Origin of the sequence: Desulfonema magnum, from assembly GCF_017377395.1 — a bacterium.
Classification (GTDB): Bacteria; Desulfobacterota; Desulfobacteria; order Desulfobacterales; family 4be13; genus Desulfonema_C; species Desulfonema_C magnum.
The window spans coordinates 6,836,558-6,857,384 of the sequence record NZ_CP061800.1 but is presented as its reverse complement, the minus strand read 5'-3'; the positions used below and the strand labels follow the sequence as shown (position 1 = coordinate 6,857,384).

General features: G+C 45.2%; 19 protein-coding genes. 8 read left to right on the top strand and 11 right to left on the bottom strand.

Annotated features, from left to right (window positions below):
- Window positions 1–696, bottom strand: coding sequence for a Bax inhibitor-1/YccA family protein (locus tag dnm_RS26270; protein WP_207679850.1), 696 nt, complete (start codon window positions 694–696; stop codon window positions 1–3).
- Window positions 697–786: 90 nt separating this feature from the next.
- On the opposite strand from dnm_RS26270, the gene dnm_RS26265 reads away from it, so the two are divergent.
- Both dnm_RS26265 and dnm_RS26260 read left to right on the top strand, forming a co-directional pair.
- Complete coding sequence (locus dnm_RS26265) at window positions 787–1,050, top strand: hypothetical protein (protein WP_207679849.1); 264 nt, start codon at window positions 787–789, stop codon at window positions 1,048–1,050.
- A gap of 20 nt (window positions 1,051–1,070) precedes the next feature.
- The gene (locus dnm_RS26260) at window positions 1,071–2,000 is read left to right on the top strand and encodes a DNA-methyltransferase (protein ID WP_207679848.1); all 930 of its coding nucleotides are present in this window, start codon (window positions 1,071–1,073) and stop codon (window positions 1,998–2,000) included.
- Here the strand turns inward: dnm_RS26260 and dnm_RS26255 are convergent.
- Complete coding sequence (locus dnm_RS26255) at window positions 1,997–2,335, bottom strand: hypothetical protein (RefSeq protein WP_207679847.1); 339 nt, start codon at window positions 2,333–2,335, stop codon at window positions 1,997–1,999. The two genes, dnm_RS26260 and dnm_RS26255, sit on opposite strands and share 4 nt — an antisense overlap.
- Before the next feature lie 151 nt (window positions 2,336–2,486).
- On the opposite strand from dnm_RS26255, the gene dnm_RS26250 reads away from it, so the two are divergent.
- The 6 genes from dnm_RS26250 to dnm_RS26225 all read left to right on the top strand — a co-directional run bounded on the left by dnm_RS26250 (window position 2,487) and on the right by dnm_RS26225 (window position 6,606).
- Entirely contained in the window at window positions 2,487–2,870 is a 384-nt protein-coding gene (locus dnm_RS26250; protein ID WP_207679846.1) for a RidA family protein, read from the top strand.
- 172 nt (window positions 2,871–3,042) lie between these two features.
- Window positions 3,043–3,438: a QcrA and Rieske domain-containing protein gene (locus dnm_RS26245; RefSeq protein ID WP_207679845.1), complete on the top strand. Its 396-nt coding sequence runs from the start codon at window positions 3,043–3,045 to the stop codon at window positions 3,436–3,438.
- 220 nt (window positions 3,439–3,658) lie between these two features.
- Entirely contained in the window at window positions 3,659–4,831 is a 1,173-nt protein-coding gene (locus dnm_RS26240) for an MFS transporter (protein WP_246556096.1), read from the top strand.
- A gap of 74 nt (window positions 4,832–4,905) precedes the next feature.
- Window positions 4,906–5,151: a recombinase family protein gene (locus dnm_RS26235; RefSeq protein WP_207679844.1), complete on the top strand. Its 246-nt coding sequence runs from the start codon at window positions 4,906–4,908 to the stop codon at window positions 5,149–5,151.
- Window positions 5,060–6,223, top strand: a complete 1,164-nt coding sequence (locus dnm_RS26230; RefSeq protein WP_246556403.1) for an RNA-guided endonuclease InsQ/TnpB family protein — start codon at window positions 5,060–5,062, stop codon at window positions 6,221–6,223. The genes dnm_RS26235 and dnm_RS26230 overlap by 92 nt, the downstream gene beginning before the upstream one ends.
- Before the next feature lie 5 nt (window positions 6,224–6,228).
- Window positions 6,229–6,606 carry a response regulator gene (locus dnm_RS26225; RefSeq protein WP_207679842.1) on the top strand — a complete coding sequence of 126 codons (378 nt, stop codon included), beginning with the start codon at window positions 6,229–6,231 and terminating at the stop codon, window positions 6,604–6,606.
- A gap of 192 nt (window positions 6,607–6,798) precedes the next feature.
- On the opposite strand, the gene dnm_RS26220 is transcribed toward dnm_RS26225, so the two are convergent.
- The 9 genes from dnm_RS26220 to dnm_RS26180 all read right to left on the bottom strand — a co-directional run bounded on the left by dnm_RS26220 (window position 6,799) and on the right by dnm_RS26180 (window position 20,817).
- A complete protein-coding gene (locus dnm_RS26220; RefSeq protein WP_207679841.1) occupies window positions 6,799–10,542 on the bottom strand; it encodes a response regulator in 3,744 nt (1,247 codons plus the stop codon).
- A 531-nt stretch (window positions 10,543–11,073) separates the two neighbouring features.
- A complete protein-coding gene (locus dnm_RS26215; RefSeq protein WP_207679840.1) occupies window positions 11,074–11,586 on the bottom strand; it encodes a DUF29 family protein in 513 nt (170 codons plus the stop codon).
- A gap of 328 nt (window positions 11,587–11,914) precedes the next feature.
- On the bottom strand, window positions 11,915–13,534 hold the full coding sequence (locus tag dnm_RS26210; RefSeq protein WP_207679839.1) for a tryptophanase: 1,620 nt from the start codon (window positions 13,532–13,534) through the stop codon (window positions 11,915–11,917).
- A 660-nt stretch (window positions 13,535–14,194) separates the two neighbouring features.
- Window positions 14,195–14,749, bottom strand: a complete 555-nt coding sequence (locus dnm_RS26205; protein WP_207679838.1) for a DsrE family protein — start codon at window positions 14,747–14,749, stop codon at window positions 14,195–14,197.
- Window positions 14,750–15,507: 758 nt separating this feature from the next.
- Window positions 15,508–15,936, bottom strand: coding sequence for a Crp/Fnr family transcriptional regulator (locus dnm_RS26200; RefSeq protein ID WP_207679837.1), 429 nt, complete (start codon window positions 15,934–15,936; stop codon window positions 15,508–15,510).
- A 124-nt stretch (window positions 15,937–16,060) separates the two neighbouring features.
- Window positions 16,061–17,779 carry an AMP-binding protein gene (locus dnm_RS26195; protein ID WP_207679836.1) on the bottom strand — a complete coding sequence of 573 codons (1,719 nt, stop codon included), beginning with the start codon at window positions 17,777–17,779 and terminating at the stop codon, window positions 16,061–16,063.
- A gap of 702 nt (window positions 17,780–18,481) precedes the next feature.
- A complete protein-coding gene (locus dnm_RS26190) occupies window positions 18,482–18,775 on the bottom strand; it encodes a hypothetical protein (protein ID WP_207679835.1) in 294 nt (97 codons plus the stop codon).
- A 477-nt stretch (window positions 18,776–19,252) separates the two neighbouring features.
- The gene (locus dnm_RS26185; protein ID WP_207679834.1) at window positions 19,253–19,519 is read right to left on the bottom strand and encodes a hypothetical protein; all 267 of its coding nucleotides are present in this window, start codon (window positions 19,517–19,519) and stop codon (window positions 19,253–19,255) included.
- Between the two features lie 233 nt (window positions 19,520–19,752).
- Window positions 19,753–20,817 (bottom strand): histone deacetylase family protein, encoded by a 1,065-nt coding sequence (locus dnm_RS26180; protein WP_207679833.1) that lies wholly within the window; start codon window positions 20,815–20,817, stop codon window positions 19,753–19,755.
- Between the last annotated feature and the right edge of the window lie 10 nt (window positions 20,818–20,827).

Here is a 20,827-nt window from a genome sequence, read left to right as displayed (position 1 = left end):
TTAGTCTCTGCCTCCTCCCAGAATATGAAGCAGAAACAAAAACATATTGATGAAGTCCAGATACAATGTCAGCGCTCCCATGATCGCGCCTTTTCTGACCACGGCCGCGTCAAGTCCCGCGGGCTGTGAAAGGGCCATGGCTTTGATTTTCTGGGTGTCATATGCGGTCAGCCCGATGAAAATAAATACGCCCAGATAGCTGATGATCATGGTCATTGCGGAACTCTGGATAAAGAGATTCACAAGAGATGCAATGATAATACCGATCAGCCCCATAAACATGAACCCGCCAACAGAGGTCAGATCACGTTTTGTCACCATGCCGTAAATGCTGCACGCGGTAAAAGTCAGCGCACAGACAAAAAATGTTGAAGCAATGGACGACATGGTATATACCATAAATATGACAGAGAGCGTGGCACCGTTTAGTGCGGAATAGAACAGAAACAGAGCAGTGGCGGTCGAGGCTTCCATTTTGTGTATTCTTCCCGCGAGAATAAAAACAAGGGCAAGTTCGCCGATAATAAGCAGAAAACGAACCGAATACATCATTTTCAGCAGGGTCATATTGCTTGCCACAACAAATGCGACAAGGGCTGTGAGCCCCAGTCCGACAGCCATCCAGTTATACACGCTTTGTATAAAGGAATTGACCATCACCTCTGTTGTCTGCGCTCTTTTTTCCAAAATCTCCATAACAATTACCTCCTTAAAATTGTTTTTTTAAATTTTGAACAGACTATAACACATTTGCCAGGCTTTTCAAGATAAAAATAGCAAAATATCATGAAACCGGAACAATTATATCAGAATCTTAAAGAGCTTGCTGAAAAACTCGGTATTACCGTATCCGAACAAAATCTTCGCAGCGCGGGCATCAAAGTCAAAAGCGGATTGTGCAAGATAAAAGGAAAACATCTTTTTGTCATGGATAAAAAATTGCCTGTCCATAAAAAAAATAAAATTCTTGCGTCCTGCCTGAGCAAAATGCCCCATGAAGATATCTATGTCGTACCGGCTGTTCGGGAAATATTAACCCATAACCCATGAACTGTTTAAAGAGGCCATAAGTGTCTGAAAAGTCATATCAGCGTACCGGAACATCCACAAGCTCATTCGGAATTCCCGGGCGCATCAACCATGATTCATCAAAATTTTATAAAAGCCGTTTGTATGAGGGCTTTGATAAAAAGAAAAAAATAAAATATATTGAAAACCATCTTCCCGGAAAATACAAGAACCGGATATTCTGCAAATCAAGCGAATGTATGGAAGAACTTCCGGATAACAGCGTTCATATGATGATCACCTCACCGCCCTATAACGCATCCAAAGACTATGATGACAATCTGAGTCTGGATGAATATCTTCAATTATTAAAAAGCGTGTGGGAGGAAACATATCGGGTGCTGGTCACGGGGGGGCGGGCCTGTGTTAACATAGCGAATCTGGGACGAAAACCTTATATTCCCTTGCACAGCCACATTATTGAGGACATGCAGAATCTGGGGTTTTTAATGCGGGGTGAGATTATATGGAACAAAGCATCCAGTGCCAGTCCTTCCACGGCCTGGGGAAGCTGGATGTCCGCAGCAAATCCTGTGCTGAGAGATGTGCATGAGTATATTCTGGTTTTTTCCAAAGATTCATTTTCAAGACAGCGGGGGGAAAGAGAGAACAGCATACAAAAACAGGAGTTTTTGGAATGGACCAAGAGCGTATGGACATTTCCTGCGGTTTCGGCAAAGAAAATCGGGCATCCGGCTCCGTTTCCCGAAGAACTTCCTTATCGCCTGATACAGTTGTATTCTTTTAAAGATGATGTGATATTGGATCCCTTTGCGGGCAGCGGAACCACCTGCCTTTCCGCATTAAAATCAGAGCGAAGTTATGTTGGATACGATACAAATAAGGAGTATGCGAAATTGGCAAGAACACGGATTCGGGCGTATCAGTCTGCAAAAAAGGAGGACACTCATAAACGAAGTCCTAAAAATTAAAATACCCGGATCCGGAGTGCAAAAATAGAGCGAAGCGGTTTTTTGCAAAAGGAGAGCAAAAATAGAGCGAAGCGGTTTTTTGCAAAAGAATAGAGCGAAGCGGTTTTTTGCAAAAGGAGAGCAAAAATAGAGCGAAGCGGTTTTTTGCAAAAGGAGAGCAAAAATAGAGCGAAGCGGTTTTTTGCAAAAGGAGAGCAAAAATAGAGCGAGGCGGTTTTTTGCAAAAGGAGAGCAAAAATAGAGCGAGGCGGTTTTTTGCAAAAGGAGAGCAAAAATAGAGCGAGGCGGTTTTTTGCAAAAGGAGAGCAAAAATAGAGCGAAGCGGTTTTTTGCAAAAGGAGAGCAAAAATAGAGCGAGGCGGTTTTTTGCAAAAGGAGAGCAAAAATAGAGCGAAGCGGTTTTTTGCAGACTCCGGAAAAGATTTTCGATCTGCTGAATGTGGAATATTGAAACTGAAAACCCTATACTTAAAGGAGGATATTATTATGGAATGTAAAGTCATCCGAACTGACAAGGCACCGGGTGCCATCGGGCCTTATTCTCAGGGAATTGCTGTTTCTCCGTGGCTTTTTGTCAGCGGACAGCTTGGTATGAAACCTGAAACCGGAGACTTGGCAGGTCAGGATATTGCTTCCCAGGCCCGTCAGGCACTCAGTAACCTTCAGCAGATACTTCTGGCCGCGGGGTGCGACCTTAATCATGTGGTCTCTGTTGATGTCTTCCTTACTGACATGGGAAAGTTCACCGAGTTCAACGAGATTTATCAGGAATATTTCTCAGAACATCGTCCGGCCAGGGCTGTGGTGGAGGTCAGCGCGTTGCCAAAAGGAGCATGTGTGGAAATTAAATGTATTGCAAGCTGTGCTTAGATAAGTGTCAGGTGTTCAGCCGGTCCATGACGGTTACAGAATGGCGATGTCAAAGGGGGCTGTTCCAGGTTCTGCTTGACATCGCTTTGTTTTTGCACTAACTTCTTACAAAAATTCAGGATATAGCCGGATGGATAAAAAACAGGATAACATCTAAAAAAGGAGGTTCCCCATGTTTAGCCGTCGAAACTTTTTGAAACTGCTTGGAATTATTTCAAGCGTGCTGATTGCTTTTCCATCTCGTCTGCTTTATGCCAAACCGCTTTCCATCAAACTTGAAAAAATAAAGGCGCTGAAAGAGGTGGGGGGGATAAAGACCCTTAAAATTAAAAAGAAACCGATTCTGTTCTTTCGAGATTCCGAAACAACCATCCGTGCCTTTGATCTGACCTGCACCCATAAGGGATGCGAGACCGCCTATAACAAAGAAACAAAACGCATTGAATGTCCCTGCCATCGGTCGGCCTTTGATCTGGAAGGAAATGTTCTGGGAGGACCGGCTAAGGAGCCGCTGAAAAATTTGGGAGCAAGTCTTAAAGACGGAAAGATTATTTTTTCTCTGGATTAATTTATGTCTCAGCTTTCAGCCATTGCTGACAAGGCAGAATCTCTTCTGATTCTGCCTTTTTATATTAGCCTCTTCTGATTATTTTTTAATTCAGAAGATTGAAATGTTTTCACAGGCACTTTTTTAAAAACCGGCTCAACCGGTACACGGGTACACTCGCAGAGACAAGGCATGTCTTGTCTCTGCCGAATTTAAATTTCTAATCTGACCACAAATAAAAATGACAAAATCTGATTTTCATCTTCAGTTCATTGTTTTTGCATTGGTATCCGCTGCGTTTACGAATATTTATATCACTCAGCCGATATTGCCGGTGTTGCAACATGAATTCACAGCAGATATGGTGCAGGTTTCTTTCAGTGTCTCTGCTGTCATTTTCGGCATCGCTGTATCTATTTTATTCTTTGGCTCTCTGTCAGACAGATTGCCTATCCATCCCATTATACTTACCGGCGGCGTCTCCGTTGCGCTCGGGGGGCTGATTTGTGCGGTGACAGAAAATTTCGGGATGTTAATCGCAGCCCGTTTTTTCCAGGGGATATTTATTCCCGCACTGACAACCGCCCTTGCGGCCTATCTGGCAAAAACCCTTCCCCGGGAAAGACTGAATGTGGTCATGGGTTCTTATATATCCGCGACAGTGCTTGGCGGACTTGGCGGCCGCCTGCTCGGCGGATGGATTCATCCGCCATTGCACTGGCGATATGCTTTTGTATCTGCGTCCGTATTTACGCTCATCACGGCATTTATCGCGTTCCGGGGACTGCCGCGGGGCAGTGCCGATGATACTCTTTTACAGCAGAAGAATTCAACACCTTTCGGGGAGTTGCTGAGGCGTTGGGATTTATTGCGTATATATTTTTGTGCGGCAGGAAGTCTTTTTATTTTTTCATCTGTTTTTAACTATCTGCCTTTCAGACTGAGCAGACCGCCGTTTGATTTTACAACAAAAATGACAACCCTGATGTATTTTGTTTATGTTATCGGTATTTTTATGGGACCCGTGGCCGGTCAGATCGGTAATCGTTTCGGAACGGGTAATACGTTGCTCGGAGGCACTTTTTTTTTAGGGCTTTCACTGGCACTTCTTCTGGTGCCTTCGGTTCCCGGTGTTGTATCCGGTCTTTTGGGCATCTGCATAGGTTTTTTCACTGTTCATGCCGCGGCAATCGGTTCTCTGAATCGCAAACTCTCCGAAGGACAGGGGCGGGCCAACGCATTATACACGCTGTTTTATTACATAGGCGGATGGTTCGGAATCACCGTGTCAGGATTTGCTTACAAACATGGCGGTTGGAGTGCTGTGGTTTATGTCGCGATGTTTTTTATGATTCCCCCTTTTGTTACAGGTCTCTGGGAACGCAACCCTGAATGGATACATGCTGATTTGTGAATGGATACCAGTTCACACTTTTTCCGAGTTGCAGAATAAGTTTGCGAATTGTTCCGAGACAAGTTGTAAACACAGTGAAGTGTGAACAGACAAAGGACAGACTTGCAAGATTCGGCTTTGAGCTTGTCAGATGGATTGTTGAGAACGGCGGTGGAGAAGTCGTGGTTCTCAAGGAATCTGATCTCTCACCGGAACAGGAGCTTGTTCAAGATTTACTCACCATTTTGCATGTCTTCTCTTGCAAAATGCACGGTTTCCGACGTTACAAAGACGAAATTGATAAGACTTTCTCCGACAAGGGGACAAAAAAGGACGTTTAAGCATTGGACGGACGTTTCACGTTATGTCTTCAATCAGACAATTGATTACATCAGAACTTGCATAGGATTCACGCCTTCATGGATGGACATTAAAAAAGACCTTTTGAAAATTTTGCCGGAGTGGTGCGACGATGTTCCTTATCAGGTGAAAGGCATTGCCGTCAAGGAGGCGCGTCAGGCTTTCTTCAAGGCGAAAGGACATCCCAAGTTCAGAGCTTTGAAAAATCCTGAGCAGTCATGTTTCATTCCCAAGACAGCGATAAAAGAGACAGGCATCTATCCGACGATCTCCGGCAAGGGTCTGTTTTTTCATGAAGCCTTGCCGGAGAACTTCAAAGATTCACGCCTGATATGGCGTCATGAAAAGTGGTGGGTGGCGGTGCCCCACACAATGAAACTACGAGAAGTCGAGAACCAAGATTCGGTAGTCGCCCTTGACCCGGGGGTGCGGTCATTCATCACTTTTTATTCACCTGATTTCTCAGGCAACATAGGACAGGGAGATTTTTCACGCATCCGGAGACTTTGCCATCATTTGGACAATCTGCTTTCAAAAAGGGACAAATGCAAAAACAAACAGAAACGCAGGTCCCTTACGAAAGCCTCCAAAAAGATGCGTGGGAAAATCAGACATTTGATCAGCGAACTTCATTTTAAGACCGCCAAGTTTCTTACGGATAATTTCGGAGTGATTCTTTTGCCCACTTTTGAGACAAGCCGGATGACAGCAAGAGCGGGTAGAAAAATCCGAAAGAAGACAGTCAGAATGATGCTCACCTTCTCACATTACAAATTCAAACAGATTTTGAAATGGAAAGCCTTTCAGACTGGCAGAACTGTTCTTGACTGCTGCGAAGCGTACACAAGCAAGACACATCCGCAGACAGGCGAAATCAGGAACATAGGCGGGGCAAAATGGATCAGACTGACAGATGGGTCAATGGCGGACAGAGATATTGTCGGCGCTCGGAACATCTTGTTGCGAGCTTTGGTAGATTCACCCACAAATTTCAATGTTTGTGCAGTTGATAATTCTTCGGTTAAAAAATTATTAAGAAAAAAGGATCGGTAAATCAGATGAGCAGAAAAATTATAGTGGCTGATGACTCAGAAAGTGTAAGACAGATGATCCGCTTCTCCTTGAAACAGGCAAACTATGAAGTTACAGAAGCCCGGAATGGAAGCGAAGCCCTGAAAAAGATCAGAGACACACATACGGATATGCTGATTACGGATCTGGATATGCCGGGCATGAACGGAATCGAACTGATCAGGAATGTTCGGGCCATCTCCGGATATCAATCCCTGCCTATCCTCATACTAACCGCAAAATCTGACACACTGATAAAGCAGAAAGCCAAAGCCGCAGGTGCGGACGGATGGATCACCAAACCCTTCAGACCTGCCCAGTTATTAGCTGTGGTGGATAAACTGTTGATAAATAAAGGGTGTTAGGTGTTAGGTGTTAGGGGTGTTAGGTGTTAGGTGTTAGGGGTGTTAAGTGTTAGGTGTTAGGGGTGTTAAGTGTTAGGGGTTAGGGGTGTTAAGTGTTAGGTGTTAGGTGTTAGGTGTTAGGGGTGTTAGGTGTTAGGGGTGTTAAGTGTTAGGGGTCAGGTGTTAGGGGTGTTAAGTGTCAGGTGTTAGGGGTTAGGGGTTAGGAAAGACCCCGAAACTTTCATGTGTTGGGGCAACCTCTGAATCATGATCGTTATATATGACTTCCACATGATCTGTGTAGGAGATAAGTTCAGCCACAATGGGCCGGATATGTTCGATGTTCTTCTTTTCTCTGCCTGCGTTTTCGATTCGCAGACTGATATCCCCCATTTCCTCGAAACCATAGCATAGTGATGCTCCTTTAAGCCGGTGTCCGATACGTTGTATCATTTTATAATCTCTTTTTGCCACCGCATTCTGCAATTCTCTGATTTCTTGTCTGTTTGTTTCAAAAAATATCGGAATCAGTTCTCTGATTTCCGAATTAACATAGGCAATTTTTTTCTCATTCCGCACTTGGGAATCCTCAGAGCAGACAGGCAACTTATTTTCATATTGAGGAGATTCCTCATGTTGGTTTTTCGTAACCCATCTTGAATATTTTCTCAATACTTCTGATAATTCCTGCTTCTTGAACGGCTTTGTCATATGTTCCGTACATCCCGCGTCCAGGCTTTCCTGTTTTTTGCCTTTGAGCGCGTGGGCAGTGAGCGCGATGATGGGAATCCGAGGTCTGTTATTCTTCAGTTCCCAGTTTCTGATGGCATCTGTGGCCTTATAGCCGTCCATCACCGGCATGTCAATATCCATAAAAATAATATCATAACGACCTCGAACATATTTATCAACACAGACTTTGCCGTTTTCCGCCATATCAACTTCGTGGACTGTATCTTTCAGGTAAAAGGAAAAAAGAATCCGGTTGTTCTGATTATCCTCGGCCAACAATATCCGCATCGGTGACACCTCTTCCCGGGTGTGAGTCTCAGCCTCGGGAACATATTCCTTTTCCAAATCCCTGCCCAGCATCGCACGGATAACATCTCTGAATTCCTGATGCTTAATCGGCTTGACAATATAATACGCAATTCCCATGTTTTTGGCCCTGGTGATATCCTCACTCACCTTTTCCGCAGTCAGCATCATCACCACCTGAGCAATCTGATCCGGAAACCGCGCTTTGATCTTCTTTGCTATTTCAAATCCGTCTGTATCCGGCATCCGGCTGTCCAGAAGGATCACTTGGAAAGGATTTGCAGCCTGAGCCATTCTCTCCAGACAGTTTTCACCGCTTTCACACAGTGACACATTCGCGCCCCATTGGTTCAGTGTCTCCTCTAAAATGTCCCGGCTCGCCCTGTTGTCATCTGCCACCAGAAAAGAAACCCCTTTCAGTTTTCTGTCTGTTATCTCGGACTTTGTGTTTTCTTGTAAGGCAAATCTCGCTGTAAAATAAAAAGTGCTACCGTTCCCGGATTCGCTTCTGACCCATATTTTTCCTCGCATTAACCCTGCAAGATGCCTGCAAATCGCCAGTCCCAGACCGGTTCCTCCGTATTCCCGTGAAGTGGAAGAATGTGCCTGGGTGAATGTCTCAAAAATCTCCTGCTGTTTTCTTTTGGGGATTCCGATCCCTGTGTCACTCACTGAAAATTGAATGAGAACCGCTCTGTCTTTTGAAATATACTCCGCCTTCCGAATCCTCACAATGATCTCTCCTTTGTTCGTAAATTTGACGGCATTTCCGATTAAATTGGATAGGATGCGGCGCACCCGGGCAGGATCTCCTATCACGGAACAAGGGAGTTGCGGATCAGGATGACAGACCAGTTCGATTCCTTTTTCATGTGCTTTGATTGCTATCACCTCACAGGTCTTTTCAACCAGGTCCCGAAGATTGAAAGAAATCTCCTCCAGTTCGATTTGTCCGGCTTCCACTTTGGAGAGGTCCAGAATATCATTGATCAGTTCCAGGAGACTTTCCCCTGCATTGCGGAACACACTGACACACTTGCGTTGTTCTTGGTTCAGCGGGGATTCCCAAAGCATATCAGCCATGCCTAAGATGGCATTCATCGGTGTTCGGATGTCATGACTCATATTTGCCAGAAATTCACTCTTGGCCCGGGTCGCGGCTTCTGCTGCTTCTCTGGCGCGGATTTCAATTTTTGCCAGGGTCTCCATCATCTTCTGGACCGACACTGTGCCGATTACCTCATCATCACGGGTCACGATAATATCATCATAGATTTTAGAAGCCTCCCGGTTCATGGCTGCCTTTGCCACTTCACCTAAAGGCTGATTTGCGTCAGCGATAAAGGGTTCGCTGTCCATCAGAAGGGATATTTTGCGATGAAAGAAAAGGGATACCCCGTAAAGCGTTCCGAGCTGACGATCCAGATGATGACTCATGAGAAGACCTTTCGGTTTTTTGCCCTCCGCAACCACCACGCTGCATAAAGAAGGCTGATCCCTCAGCATCTCTTTGACCTCGGCCACTCGGATATCAGGGGGAACCCGGATTGCTTTCCTGACAAGCTTTCTGATGGGAATGAGTGTCCTCATCTCTGCGTTTTTTTCATCCTGAAATGATATTTCATATGGGATAACAACAGACTCGGAAGGCTTTGGGAACTCGGGCTTTGCAAGATAATATCCCTGTCCGAATTTCAGTCCCATTGAAGCGAGGGTGCTGAGTTCCGTTGCCGTCTCAATGCCCACGGCAATCACCCGCGCGCCGATTTTTTCCGAAAGGCTTATAAATCCTTCTGCCATGGCTTTTTTTACCGGGTGATAACCGATTCCCCGAACCAATGATGTGCCGATTTTTATGTAATCCGGTCTGACCTCGGACACGAACTGCGGTGTGGAACGACCCGCGTCATCAATGGCAACCTGAAAACCCTCTTTTCTGTAATACTCAAGATTTCTGAGCAGCAGACTGTAATTCCTGATTCCGTGTTCTTCGGAAAACTCAAACACAATATTTTCCGGCTTCAGACCATAGTGCCGTATATAATTTCGCGTAAATCCCCCGATAAAATCCGGATCATTCAGGGATTCCGTGCGGATATTCATAAAAAGGATATGATCGGATGCTGAGGAACCGAAATTTTTTATCGCGTGTTCACGGCATTTTTTATCCAAAAGATAAATCTTTCCGATTTCTGCCGCATAATTAAAAAGCGTGGCAGGCTGATAAAAATGTCCTTTTTCAGGCCCCCTCACAAAGGCTTCCCAGCCTAATATCTTTCCGTTTCTGAGATTGACAATCGGCTGATAGACTGATTTCAGGCCCGGATTTTCAAGAATTTCAAAGAAATAATTCCGAAGTCCGAGTTCATATTCCTTATCATTTGCCGAAGTTTGTAACTCACAAAATGCTCTGAACAGGGTTTCATAAAACCCCCCTTTCTGATTTTTACTGATCAGTGCATAGCCCACAAGAACATTCGCGTGCTGCCCTGTTATATATGAAGAAATCCTGTCATTTAAGTTTCTCGATATATCTGAACGCACAGAAAGTGCCTGGTCTCGCAATTTAAAGACATAAGTATCCGGCAAATAAAAACAGATAATCGTTTCATCCAGCTTTGTTCGTTCGATGAAAATTATATCACCATCCGGAAAATACTGATGAAAACAGTTAATGATCTCCTCTTCCAAGTATTTAAGAAGATGAAATCCGGCTGTTGTTCCGTATTCACCGACCAGAGAATAAAAATCGGATATCTGGGCAGAAAGAAAAGCCACATTCTGTCTGCCAATTGAATATTCCAATTTGTCCAAACACTTGGGAGAAAGTGCCGTTAAGATAATATCTGAATAAAATTCACCTTTAAAGCCAGTATGCTGCCTTTCGATAAGACTTGTGTTCGTCGTCGTATGCTGCAATCACAACCTCCTGTTTGTTGAGCATGATTAACTTTCAGTTATAAAAAACAATAAGTTAATTCTGTCAATCCGTTAATTTCTTTAATCATGGTTCAGACAATTGTTTCAAAAATTACAATGTGATCCACCACGGCATCCGAAAATTCCGATGTCTCATGGCAACAAATCTGTTCATTCTTATTTATCATAGTTAATTGTTAAATTATTATTAGATCGTTATGAAAATTCTATTAAAAATAAAAGACCGTTCGGTTTCGTCATGGCAATCATCTGAATTTTTTCATCATGTTTGGACAATTTTTCAACTCCTGATTCACTTGATTGGCGGATTTTCAGGATTTTTGCCAGACTTCCGAAGCTTCTGCAATCCTGGCAGAACTAGCAGAACCGAAATCCTGAAAATCTTTTCATCCTTTCATCAGGGTTCGGACAAAGGGGGGCATGATCTCCGGCTTCCACGACTACGCTCGGAGTCTGATAGCTTTTATGATGGTTTTCCTGTCATAGCTCTGCAAACAGCTTCTCTCATCTTCATTTCCCTTTTATCTGTCTTTCCAATATCAGTTGCAACGCCTCTTTTCTGATCTTTTCCTCGTCCACTATTTCGGCAAGTTCCGATTCGGAATAGCGACCCTCAAAGGCTTCGAGCGCGGCATTGTCCAGTGCGTCTTCATAAGCCTCATGAACCGTTTCTCTCAGTTCTTCCTCTTTCAGATAATACCCTCCGGATTTTCTGCGTTTGTTCACACGGCTGATTTCACGGAGAGCGTTTCTGATCGAAAGTTCCCGGGAGCGGGTTGTCCGTTTTTCCGCTTCTTTTTTGATGAGATGAACCAGGAGAACGATGGTGAAACTTTCAACTTTGCTGATTTTATCATCTTTGCTCATATTTTCCATTTCCCCTATCAGGGCCATTGCATCGTTGTAACGTCCCTGCTCGAGGCAGGTTCTGAGTTCAAATAATTCTTCCATGATGATGACTTCTTTCTTTACCGTGAAAATACATTTTGAAAACCCGGGTTTTTTATCTGAAAATATTTTCATAACCGGGTGCGAAAAACCCGGCTTTTTCATGAGCGTTTATTATACTCAGTAGATCGAAGAGTTTCCGGACTGTGTGCGGCATGGCAGAGAAACCCGGCTTTTTTTCCCCGGACAGAAGGCTCCCCCCGCCGGAAAAAGCCGGGTTTCTCCCCCGTTCGCCGTGTCTGTCCCGCGACAGTCCGAAAACTTTTCGATCTGCTGATACTCGATGATCAAATTTTTTGACCTGGTTCGGACAAAAAGTCTGTCATTCCTGCTTTCATAAGCATGACAAAAAAACTTAATCATCGAGTTATACGAAACCCTGTCCCGGAACTGATTCCGGGGCTTAAATCTTAAATCTGAACCTGCTCTTAAAATGCCTCAGCGTCAGGTCTCTTCCATACACGACCTCCACCCCTGGAATCCTGTCTCTGTTGTCATAAAGGACCTTCGCAGCTTCTGCTGCTGAAAACAGATCCTGGTCCTCATACATCAGCCGCGGCACTGCCCCTCTGACAAAATTGACCCTCGGATCCGGAGGATATTCTTTTCCGTTTTTATATTTGCCGAACGCATAAACGCCCAGCTCGCAAAGACGGTGCCCGGCAATCAGCATCAGCGCGGTAAATGCAATGCCTTTGAACTCATGATCTTTGGTCTCGGTTCCTTCAAAAAACCTGTCCATATTCATGTAAACAGCGTGTCCTCCCACTGGCTTTATCACCGGGATATGATACGCTTCCAGTTTTCTGCCGAACTTCTCCACCCGCCGGATCCGGTGATCCAGATATTTCTGATTAACCACTGTCTTCAGGCCCTGGACAAGCCCTTTTAAATCTCTTCCTGCCATGCCGCCATAGGTGGGATGGCCTTCGGTCAAAATCTGATAATCCGTGAGCCTGTTCTGAAGATCAGGGTGTTTCCGAGCCATGCGCCCCCCTTCCTTGATCACCAAGGCCCCGCCGATATTGACCAGTCCGTCTTTTTTGAAACTGATATGAAATCCGTCTGCATATTCAAACATCTCCCAAACAATATCCTGAATGCTTTTGTTTTGGTATTGACTCTCTTTTTGCTGGACAAACCAGGCATTTTCGGCAAATCTGCACGCATCAAGGAAAAAAGGAATGTCATACTCACCCGCAATTTCACTCACTTCCTTTATATTGCTCATGGATGCGGGCTGCCCTCCCCCGGTGTTGTTCGTAATGGTGAGGTAAATGAGCGGAACCCGGTGATGCTCATTTTCCAGCAGATTCCTCAGCGCGTTTGTGTTCATGTTTCCCCTGAACGAAAAGGCCTCATCATTATGAACATGTTCATTGCATGGCAGGTTCAGAGGGAGAATGTTGTTGTTTCCGATGTTGGCTTCGGTGGTATCAAAATGGGAATTGCTGGGGATGATAAAATATGGCCTTTCCGATGGCGGAAACGCACTGAGTTTCTCTTCTATTGTGTTTCTGAGAGAGGACTCAAGCGAATCAGAAAACAGCGGTGAAACGCTGCCACCTTTATGCAGCATGCGGGAAAAAACGCTGAACAGGGCGTTTTCCGCGGCCCGGCCCTGGTGAAAGAGAAAAAGGGTTTCAGTATGTTCTCGGGTCTGATTCCAGGAAGGGCCGAATGTTTCCACCATCTGCGTCTTGAGATGGAAAAACCCTTCGTTTGATCCGTAAGCTTCATCTCCTAAGAGCAATTGGGACCATTGTGTCATGGTCATGGTGGTCGTGCCGGAATCAGACAGCAAATCGCATCCGGGAATATGGTGAGCAGGGAAGAAAAAGACATTCAGCCCTGTTTTTTCAACAATTCTCCTTCTCTCTTCAAAGTCCTCAGGCGTAGATATCTTAAACTGCACAGCCGCGTTCTTATAGGGCCTGGGTCGGTAATATGTTGGAAGTTCAGGTACATTATCCAGCAAGCCTCGGAACTTTGAAATAAAAAACTTAACAGCATCATCTGACATAGATGTCCTCCTTTCTGTGATTTGGGGTTCTGTTTGGTCCGCAGGGCGCGGGGCCGCCCGGGTATGTTGCCATTTAAGCCCCCTGAGCTTGTCGAAGGGGAAAATTGCCCGTTTCGACAGGCTCAACGAACTGTTTCGACAGGCTCAACGAACTGTTTCGACAGGCTCAACGAACTGTTTCGACAGGCTCAACGAACTGTTTCGACAGGCTCAACGAACTGTTTCGACAGGCTCAACGAACTGTTTCGACAGGCTCAACGAACTGTTTCGACAGGCTCAACGAACTGTTTCGACAGGCTCAACGAACTGTTTCGACAGGCTCAACGAACTGTTTCGACAGGCTCAACGAACTGTTTCGACAGGCTTAAAATAAATGTTGTAGTTACCCGATTCCCCCGGGGCCTCCTCAATATCTCCGCTTTACTGAATGTTCCGGGGCGGCGGAGAAACCCGGCTTTTTCCCGCTAAGGAAAGAACATTATCCCCGGAAAAAAGCCGGGTTTCTTTTCCGGGCAAATATCTCCGCCTTACTGAATGTTCCGGGGCGGCAGAGAAACCCGGCTTTTTCCCGCTAAGGAGAGAACATTATCCCCGGAAAAAAGCCGGGTTTCCTTTCCGGCAAACATCAAAAAACTTATGGTCTGGTACTTATGAGAGATGTCAGAAGGTAAAGAGCTTAACCCCGGGTTCGAGCAGCCCGTCCGCAACAAGAGGAGGGTCCGCTTTTTTGATTCCTTCGATAAGATCTGACTCTGAAGCCCCCTCCTTGTTTGCCAGATAAAACGGGCATACTTCAACAGTGACACCGCTTTTGATCAGACCTTTCAGGATCATCTGCGGCGACTTGTCTATTGGTTTCAGTATGACCTCTTTTCCATTTTTAAGGGCAATATCCCCTCCTGGACCGCATAAGAGAACCCGCACATATTTTCCTTTGTTCAGGGTCTGGGATGATAATGACATCGCAACCAACTGGGTCTGGGGTTCGGACGAGGTGACAACAACAAAAATACCTTTAATTTCTCCCCCGGCTGCGTTAGCAGCGTTTCGAACGCCGACCGGGTATTCCGGAGTACGATGATAATCAGGCTGACTGCCGGTCTCAGCTTTTCTGGTGGTTTCTGGCTTTGAGCGTTTATTCCTGACAAAATATATGATAACAAAAACGATGATTATGCCGTAAAATAATAAAACATCCGAATCTTGATATTCCATAATTATAAGTGTTAGGTGTTAGGTGCTAGGTGTTAGGTGTTAAGTGTTAGGTGTTAGGTGTTAGGTGTTAGGTGTTAGGTGTTAAGTGTTAGGTGTTATTCGATAATCAAATTTTTTGTCATTCCTGCGAAAGCAGGAATCCACGGTCTCCGGAAGCGCGGCATCGTCCAAAAACAGATGCCTGCTTTCATAGGCTTCGGCGTGAGTTCAGTCGAACGGAATGACAGAAAGAAACTTGTCTATCGAGTGATAAGTACCTGAGCAAAAAGTTTTTTATATTTGTCCGGAAAGAAACCCGGCTTTTTTTCCGGAATGATGCGTCTCCGACAAAGGAAAAAGCCGGGTTTCTCCGCCGTTCGCAGAAAAAAGATATATAAAAAATTTTGACAGGTACTTACTTTCATATTTCGTTGTGATTGCCGAGTGATGACTGTTATATGGAAAAGCATTAAATTCGGTGTCTGAAATTTATTTTCCGGAGTTGTTGCGGAAAATGTTTTTCGCACTCCGGAGCAGTTTTTTTCCGTATTTTCGATCTGGGCTGACACTGAGAAAAGCCTGGTAAGACAATGTGACAGGCGAGGCAAGTCAGTCAGACTATGAACAGATACGGTCTGATATCCTTGCCCCGATAAAAAAAAGTAAATGTATTATACATTTTTGGATTTCGTCTGATAAAAGCATACTGTTATAATCTGTGACTCAGCCCGAAAGTGTCAGGCTTGTCCCCCGCCTCGGAGTGGCAGAGAAATTTTTGCTTAGGAAAAAGTAGAAATTATCTCGTAGCACTGAAGCAGGCGCTTTCCTAAAACCTCTGAAAGGCTTTTATAGAACACCAGCCCGCAGTCGGGGTATTTTTCCAGGAGATGTTGGAGATCTCCCCTGTCAATTCTGAGCAGACTTGTCGGTTCCATACATTCCGCTGCTGCGGAATAAACATCTCTGCCCACAACACTTGACCAGCCAAAAGCTTCTCCTGACCTGCTGACAATATAAACCTTCTGACCGGTCTCACCAACATTCAATTTCACATTTCCCTTAATCAGGGTGTAAAACTGAGTCGCCTGATCGCCCTCGTGAAAGATAAAATCTCCTGCGTTGTGAGATTCTCTCACTGTGAGTTCCATGAATTCCTTCATGAAAACCATTGTTGTTCCCTGCAGAAGTTCTCCTTGGTCAATTATCATCGCAACCTCCTTTTGTTTAGAAGTGAAGAAAGAGAGAAGTGAAAAATGAGAATTAAGAAGTGAGAAGTCAAAAGGCAGATAATTGTCCCTTCATTCTCAACTCTCAATTCTCAATTTTTAATTTTTACTTCATTTTCAGTGGGTCGCCAACAGGCAGCCCCAGTTCCCTGGCTCTCAGAACCCGGCGAAGCAGTTTGCCGGACCGGGTCTTGGGGATTTCCTCCAGAAAGGCAATTTCCCTCAGTGCGATGTCGGAAGACAGGTTGGCTTTTACAAACGCTCTGATTTCCCGATTCAGCCGGGCAGAAGGAGAAAAGCCCTTATTTGTAGTGATAAATGCCTTCAGAAAGGACTCCCCTGGTTTTGCGCTTCTGGAAATGACCGCAGCCTCGCCCACAGCAGGATGCCGGTAGAGAGCCCGCTCAATTTCATAAGGACCGATCAATTTTACACCGGCCTTGATGAGATCATCAATACGACCCTGATGATAAAAATAGCCATCTTCATCTTTTATAACCATATCTCCGGTTAAAAACCACCCCTCGGGGCTGAAATATTCCTGATATCGTTTTTTATCCTGCCAAATGTCCGTCATCATGGAAGGCCATCCGAGCTTCAGCGCCAGTTCTCCCATGGTCAGGTCAGGCAAAGGTTTTCCTTTCTCATCAATTACCGCGGCTTCAATACCAGGGACAGGCTTTCCCATGGACCCTGGCTTTATATCCATACACGGGAAGTTTGCCAGACAGATCATGCCGGTTTCAGTCATCCACCAGGTATCATGAGGAGAAAGCTTCAGATTTTTTTTTATCCAATAGATAAGCTCCGGTGCCATGGCGTCTCCCACGGCCGAGATATGACGCAAATGCGAGAAATCATATCGGCCCGCCAGGTCTTCTCCCGCCTCGATAAGCCTTCTGATGGTTCCGGGGGTCGTGTACCAGACAGACACCTGATGTTTTTCCAATGTCCGATACCAGTTGGAAGCTGAAAACGGGTCTCCCTGAACCACCGAGGCTGCCCCGCAAAGCCACGGCCCGAAAGCGCCATAGACTGTACCGGTTACCCACGCAGGCTCACAATCGGTCCAAAGAATGCTCTCTTCCCGAAGATCAAGCACAAATCTGGCAGTTACCAGATGGCCGAGCATATCATGATGGGCATGGACAACACCTTTCGGGGGGCCTGTGGAACCGGAAGTATAAAGGAGATAAAGGGGAGTATTGCCCGGAAACCATCGGGGAGAAAACTGTGCCGGCATCTTGTCAGACAGCTCTTGGAGCAGGACTTCTCCGGGGAACAGGCCAGGCAGAGGCCCTTGTGTCAGAAAAATATGTTCAACTCCCTTCATGGCCTCACAGGGAAGATCTTCGCTAAGATCAGGATGGGTCAGGATGCCGCGGGGTTCTGCATTTTCAAGACGGTCTTCCAGTTCATCAAAGCTGAGGGTTGAAAAAAGAGGGCAAAACAGAACCCCCAGACGCGCACAGGCCAGCATGACAAAGTAGGCTTCCGGGCATGACGGCAGAAAGATGAAAAGCCGGTCCCCTGTTTTGAAACCGTATTTAAGCAAAAGATTGGCCCATTGGCATGAGATTTTCTTCAGTTCAAGATAACTGTAAGTTCTTACCTCTCCGGCCTTTTCAAATATCAGCGCGGTCCGACCCTGTCTGGCCGGATCATCAGCCCACCGGTCAATGGCCTCATGCACAATATTTATTTTGCCGGTTCCATGCCATGTGAACATCTTTTTCACGTCAGACCAGGAAAACGATTTACAGGTCTGTTCATAGGAACGGAGGTTTGTATCGGTATGTTGTGCGCGTATTTTTGCCTTAATCATAAAGACTTTCTCCGTTCTTCAACTTCGCGGGAACACTTAAAACCTCTTCTGACTGTTTGGTCTGACAGCAGATAAATTCCAATAGTTAAATTACAAATTACAAATAAATTCCAATCCCCAAATTAAAAATATCGGTGATGAGACATACAGCCCCCGATTTTCAGCCATGTCTAAGAATTTGGACATTGAAATTTGGGAGTTATTTGAAATTTGTTGTTTCCGGTTTATCCGGGTTGGGGGATTCGGAAAAATTCTTTTCTTACACACAATTCCCGGAGACTTATATTCTGTAACCAAAAGAATACTATGAAAAAATTTGGTTATTGTCAAGCTTCTGCTTGAGAAAAGAAGCTTAACGCTGTTATTGCAAGGAATCAACAGAAACAACACAGCCCTGTGAGCCAGGATCATGAAGCTTTTGTTGTTTGTGGAAGGGTGATACTACAGATGTTTAATTTTTTTGACTACAGCAGGATGAGGAAGATGTCCCTCGCATACAAATTGTAAAAAAGCGTATGCGGGGTGCGAAAACAGAGGGCAGCGTTTTTTTTTTCGTACACAACCCATTTTCTTAAAAGTTACAGATGAGTGAAGCACGACGTAAATCAACGTTCCGCTGCCGCTGATACGGTGATTGCATTGCGCTTCACCCTGCGCGACTTTTTGGCACCTCGGGGTGCTAAAAAAATGTGCGTCACTGTTTCAAGGTTCGCAGAAAACCGGTTCTCCAAGTTCTTTCAAAGAGAATTTATTGAAAATGTTGTGTCCGTCGTAGTCAAGAACCCGCAAATCGTCTTTCTGACGCAGATCGCCCATCACCACTTTAAAATGCATTCCGTATTTCTCTTTCACCGCATCCTCACCGACCTCATAGGCGATGTACTTTTTGATCCCTTTAGCAGCCAGCTTCTCAACAAAAAGAGCATCAGAAAAGGACTCATAAGTGGTCAGAATAACAATGGGTCCTGTGCCTGTAAAAAAAATGCCTCCCTTCATAATATGCCTCCTTTCTTGTTTAAAGATTAAAAAAAACAACATATTCGGATGATCTGAATATGTAATATCGCCCGGACAGTTATATTCTCAGACTTTCTTTCATCTTTAAGTACAACCCGCTCATATAAATATTTCTATTATACAACGAATAAAAATTCAATCAGGAAATTCCTGATTTTAAGGTATGAAATCACTGAATTTGATATGGGGAAAGGGATTTTTAATGGGCGGTGTCCCACCTCGGCCAGAAACCCGGGTTTTTCAGAATGAACTGACCCTTCTCTTAAAGCGTGTTTGAAAAATGACAAATATCCCCGAAAACGGGCCTGGCGATTTTTTTAACCGCGAAACACACGGAACACACGGAAAAATACCGGAACCGGGGAAATTTTCCGTCTGTTTTCGTATCGTTTCGTATTCTTTTTCGTGTGTTTCGCGGTTAAAAGCCGGTCTGTCCGTCATTTTTCAGACACGCTCTCAGAGCCACAAAGACACAAAGTGACACAAAGAGACTTCGTGAGCCTTCGTGCCTTCGTGTCTTCGTGGCAAAAAAACAGCCGCAAAGCCGCGTTCGGAATTACTTTTCAGACACGCTCTCAGAGCCACAAAGACACAAAGTGACACAAAGAGACTTCGTGAGCCTTCGTGAGCCTTCGTGTCTTCGTGGCAAAAAACAGCCGCAAAGCCGCGTTCGGAATTACTTTTCAGACATGCTCTCAGAGCCACAAAGACACAAAGTGACACAAAGAGACTTCGTGAGCCTTCGTGCCTTCGTGTCTTCGTGGCAAAAAAACAGCCGCAAAGCCGCGTTCGGAATTACTTTTCAGACACGCTCTCAGAGCCACAAAGACACAAAGTGACACAAAGAGACTTCGTGAGCCTTCGTGAGCCTTCGTGTCTTCGTGGCAAAAAACAGCCCGGAATTACTTTTCAAACATGCTCTTAGAAGAAAAAGCCGGGTTTCTTTCGGAGGAATTTTACTTTGTCCACACATTGTGCCTTGCATGGATTTTCAGAGCTTTTTTAATTATTTTTTCAACTCGGCCGGTCTTCTCAGCGGAAAAATTTTTCCCATGGTCATCTTCTGTCAGCGCTTTTAAAACCGCTTTTACAGAACGGGCCAGAGATCGCGGATGATATCCCCCTTCCAATGTAAAAAGAAGCGGCGGATTGCTGATCTCTGCCCTCAGATCAAGAAGCAGGCAGGTCAGCCATCCGAATACCTGTTCAGTCAGCCGGGACCTGCCAATGGGGTCATTATGATGTGCGTCAAACCCTGCGCTTACCAGAATCAGTTCAGGCTGATATCGCCTGACAACCGGGCCAAGTATTTTCTGATACAGATAAAGAATTTCCTTATCCTCCAATTTCCTGGGCACAGGGAGATTGACGGTATATCCTTTGCCCTGGCCTCTGCCGGTCTCCTCCCAGTCACCAGTATAAGGATATAACAAAGTATCGTGGGAAGAAAAATACAGCACCTCTTTTTCTTCATAAAACAAATCATGCAGGCCGTTTCCGTGATGAATATCCCAGTCAATGATCAGAATGCGCTGAAACCCGTGTTGCTTCATGGCATATCGTGCGGTCACCCCGAGATTATTGAAGATACAAAACCCTCCGGCCCGATCCGCAAGTGCATGATGTCCCGGGGGACGTCCCAGTGAAAAACACACATCACACTGCCCTGAAATCAGGGCATCCAAACCTGTAATACACCCACCCACAGCCAGCCACGCGGCCAGATACGTCTTTGCACTGGCAGGAGTGTCAGGCGCAAGACTTGTAAAATAATGATCCGCCGTTTTTAAGACTTTTTCAATATAAACCGGAGTGTGAATAAGTTCCAGATATTCCAGAGGGACAGGTTCAGGCTCAATATGAATGAGAGTGTTCCCGGGAAAATCTGTGTCCAGCATTCGATAAATGGCTTGCAGACGTCTGGGATGCTCAGGATGAATATGGCCAGTCTTATGTTCAAAGTATCTGTCATCCCTGACAACAGCGATCTGACGCCTGACACCTGACCTCTGATTATTCAATCTCCGATTT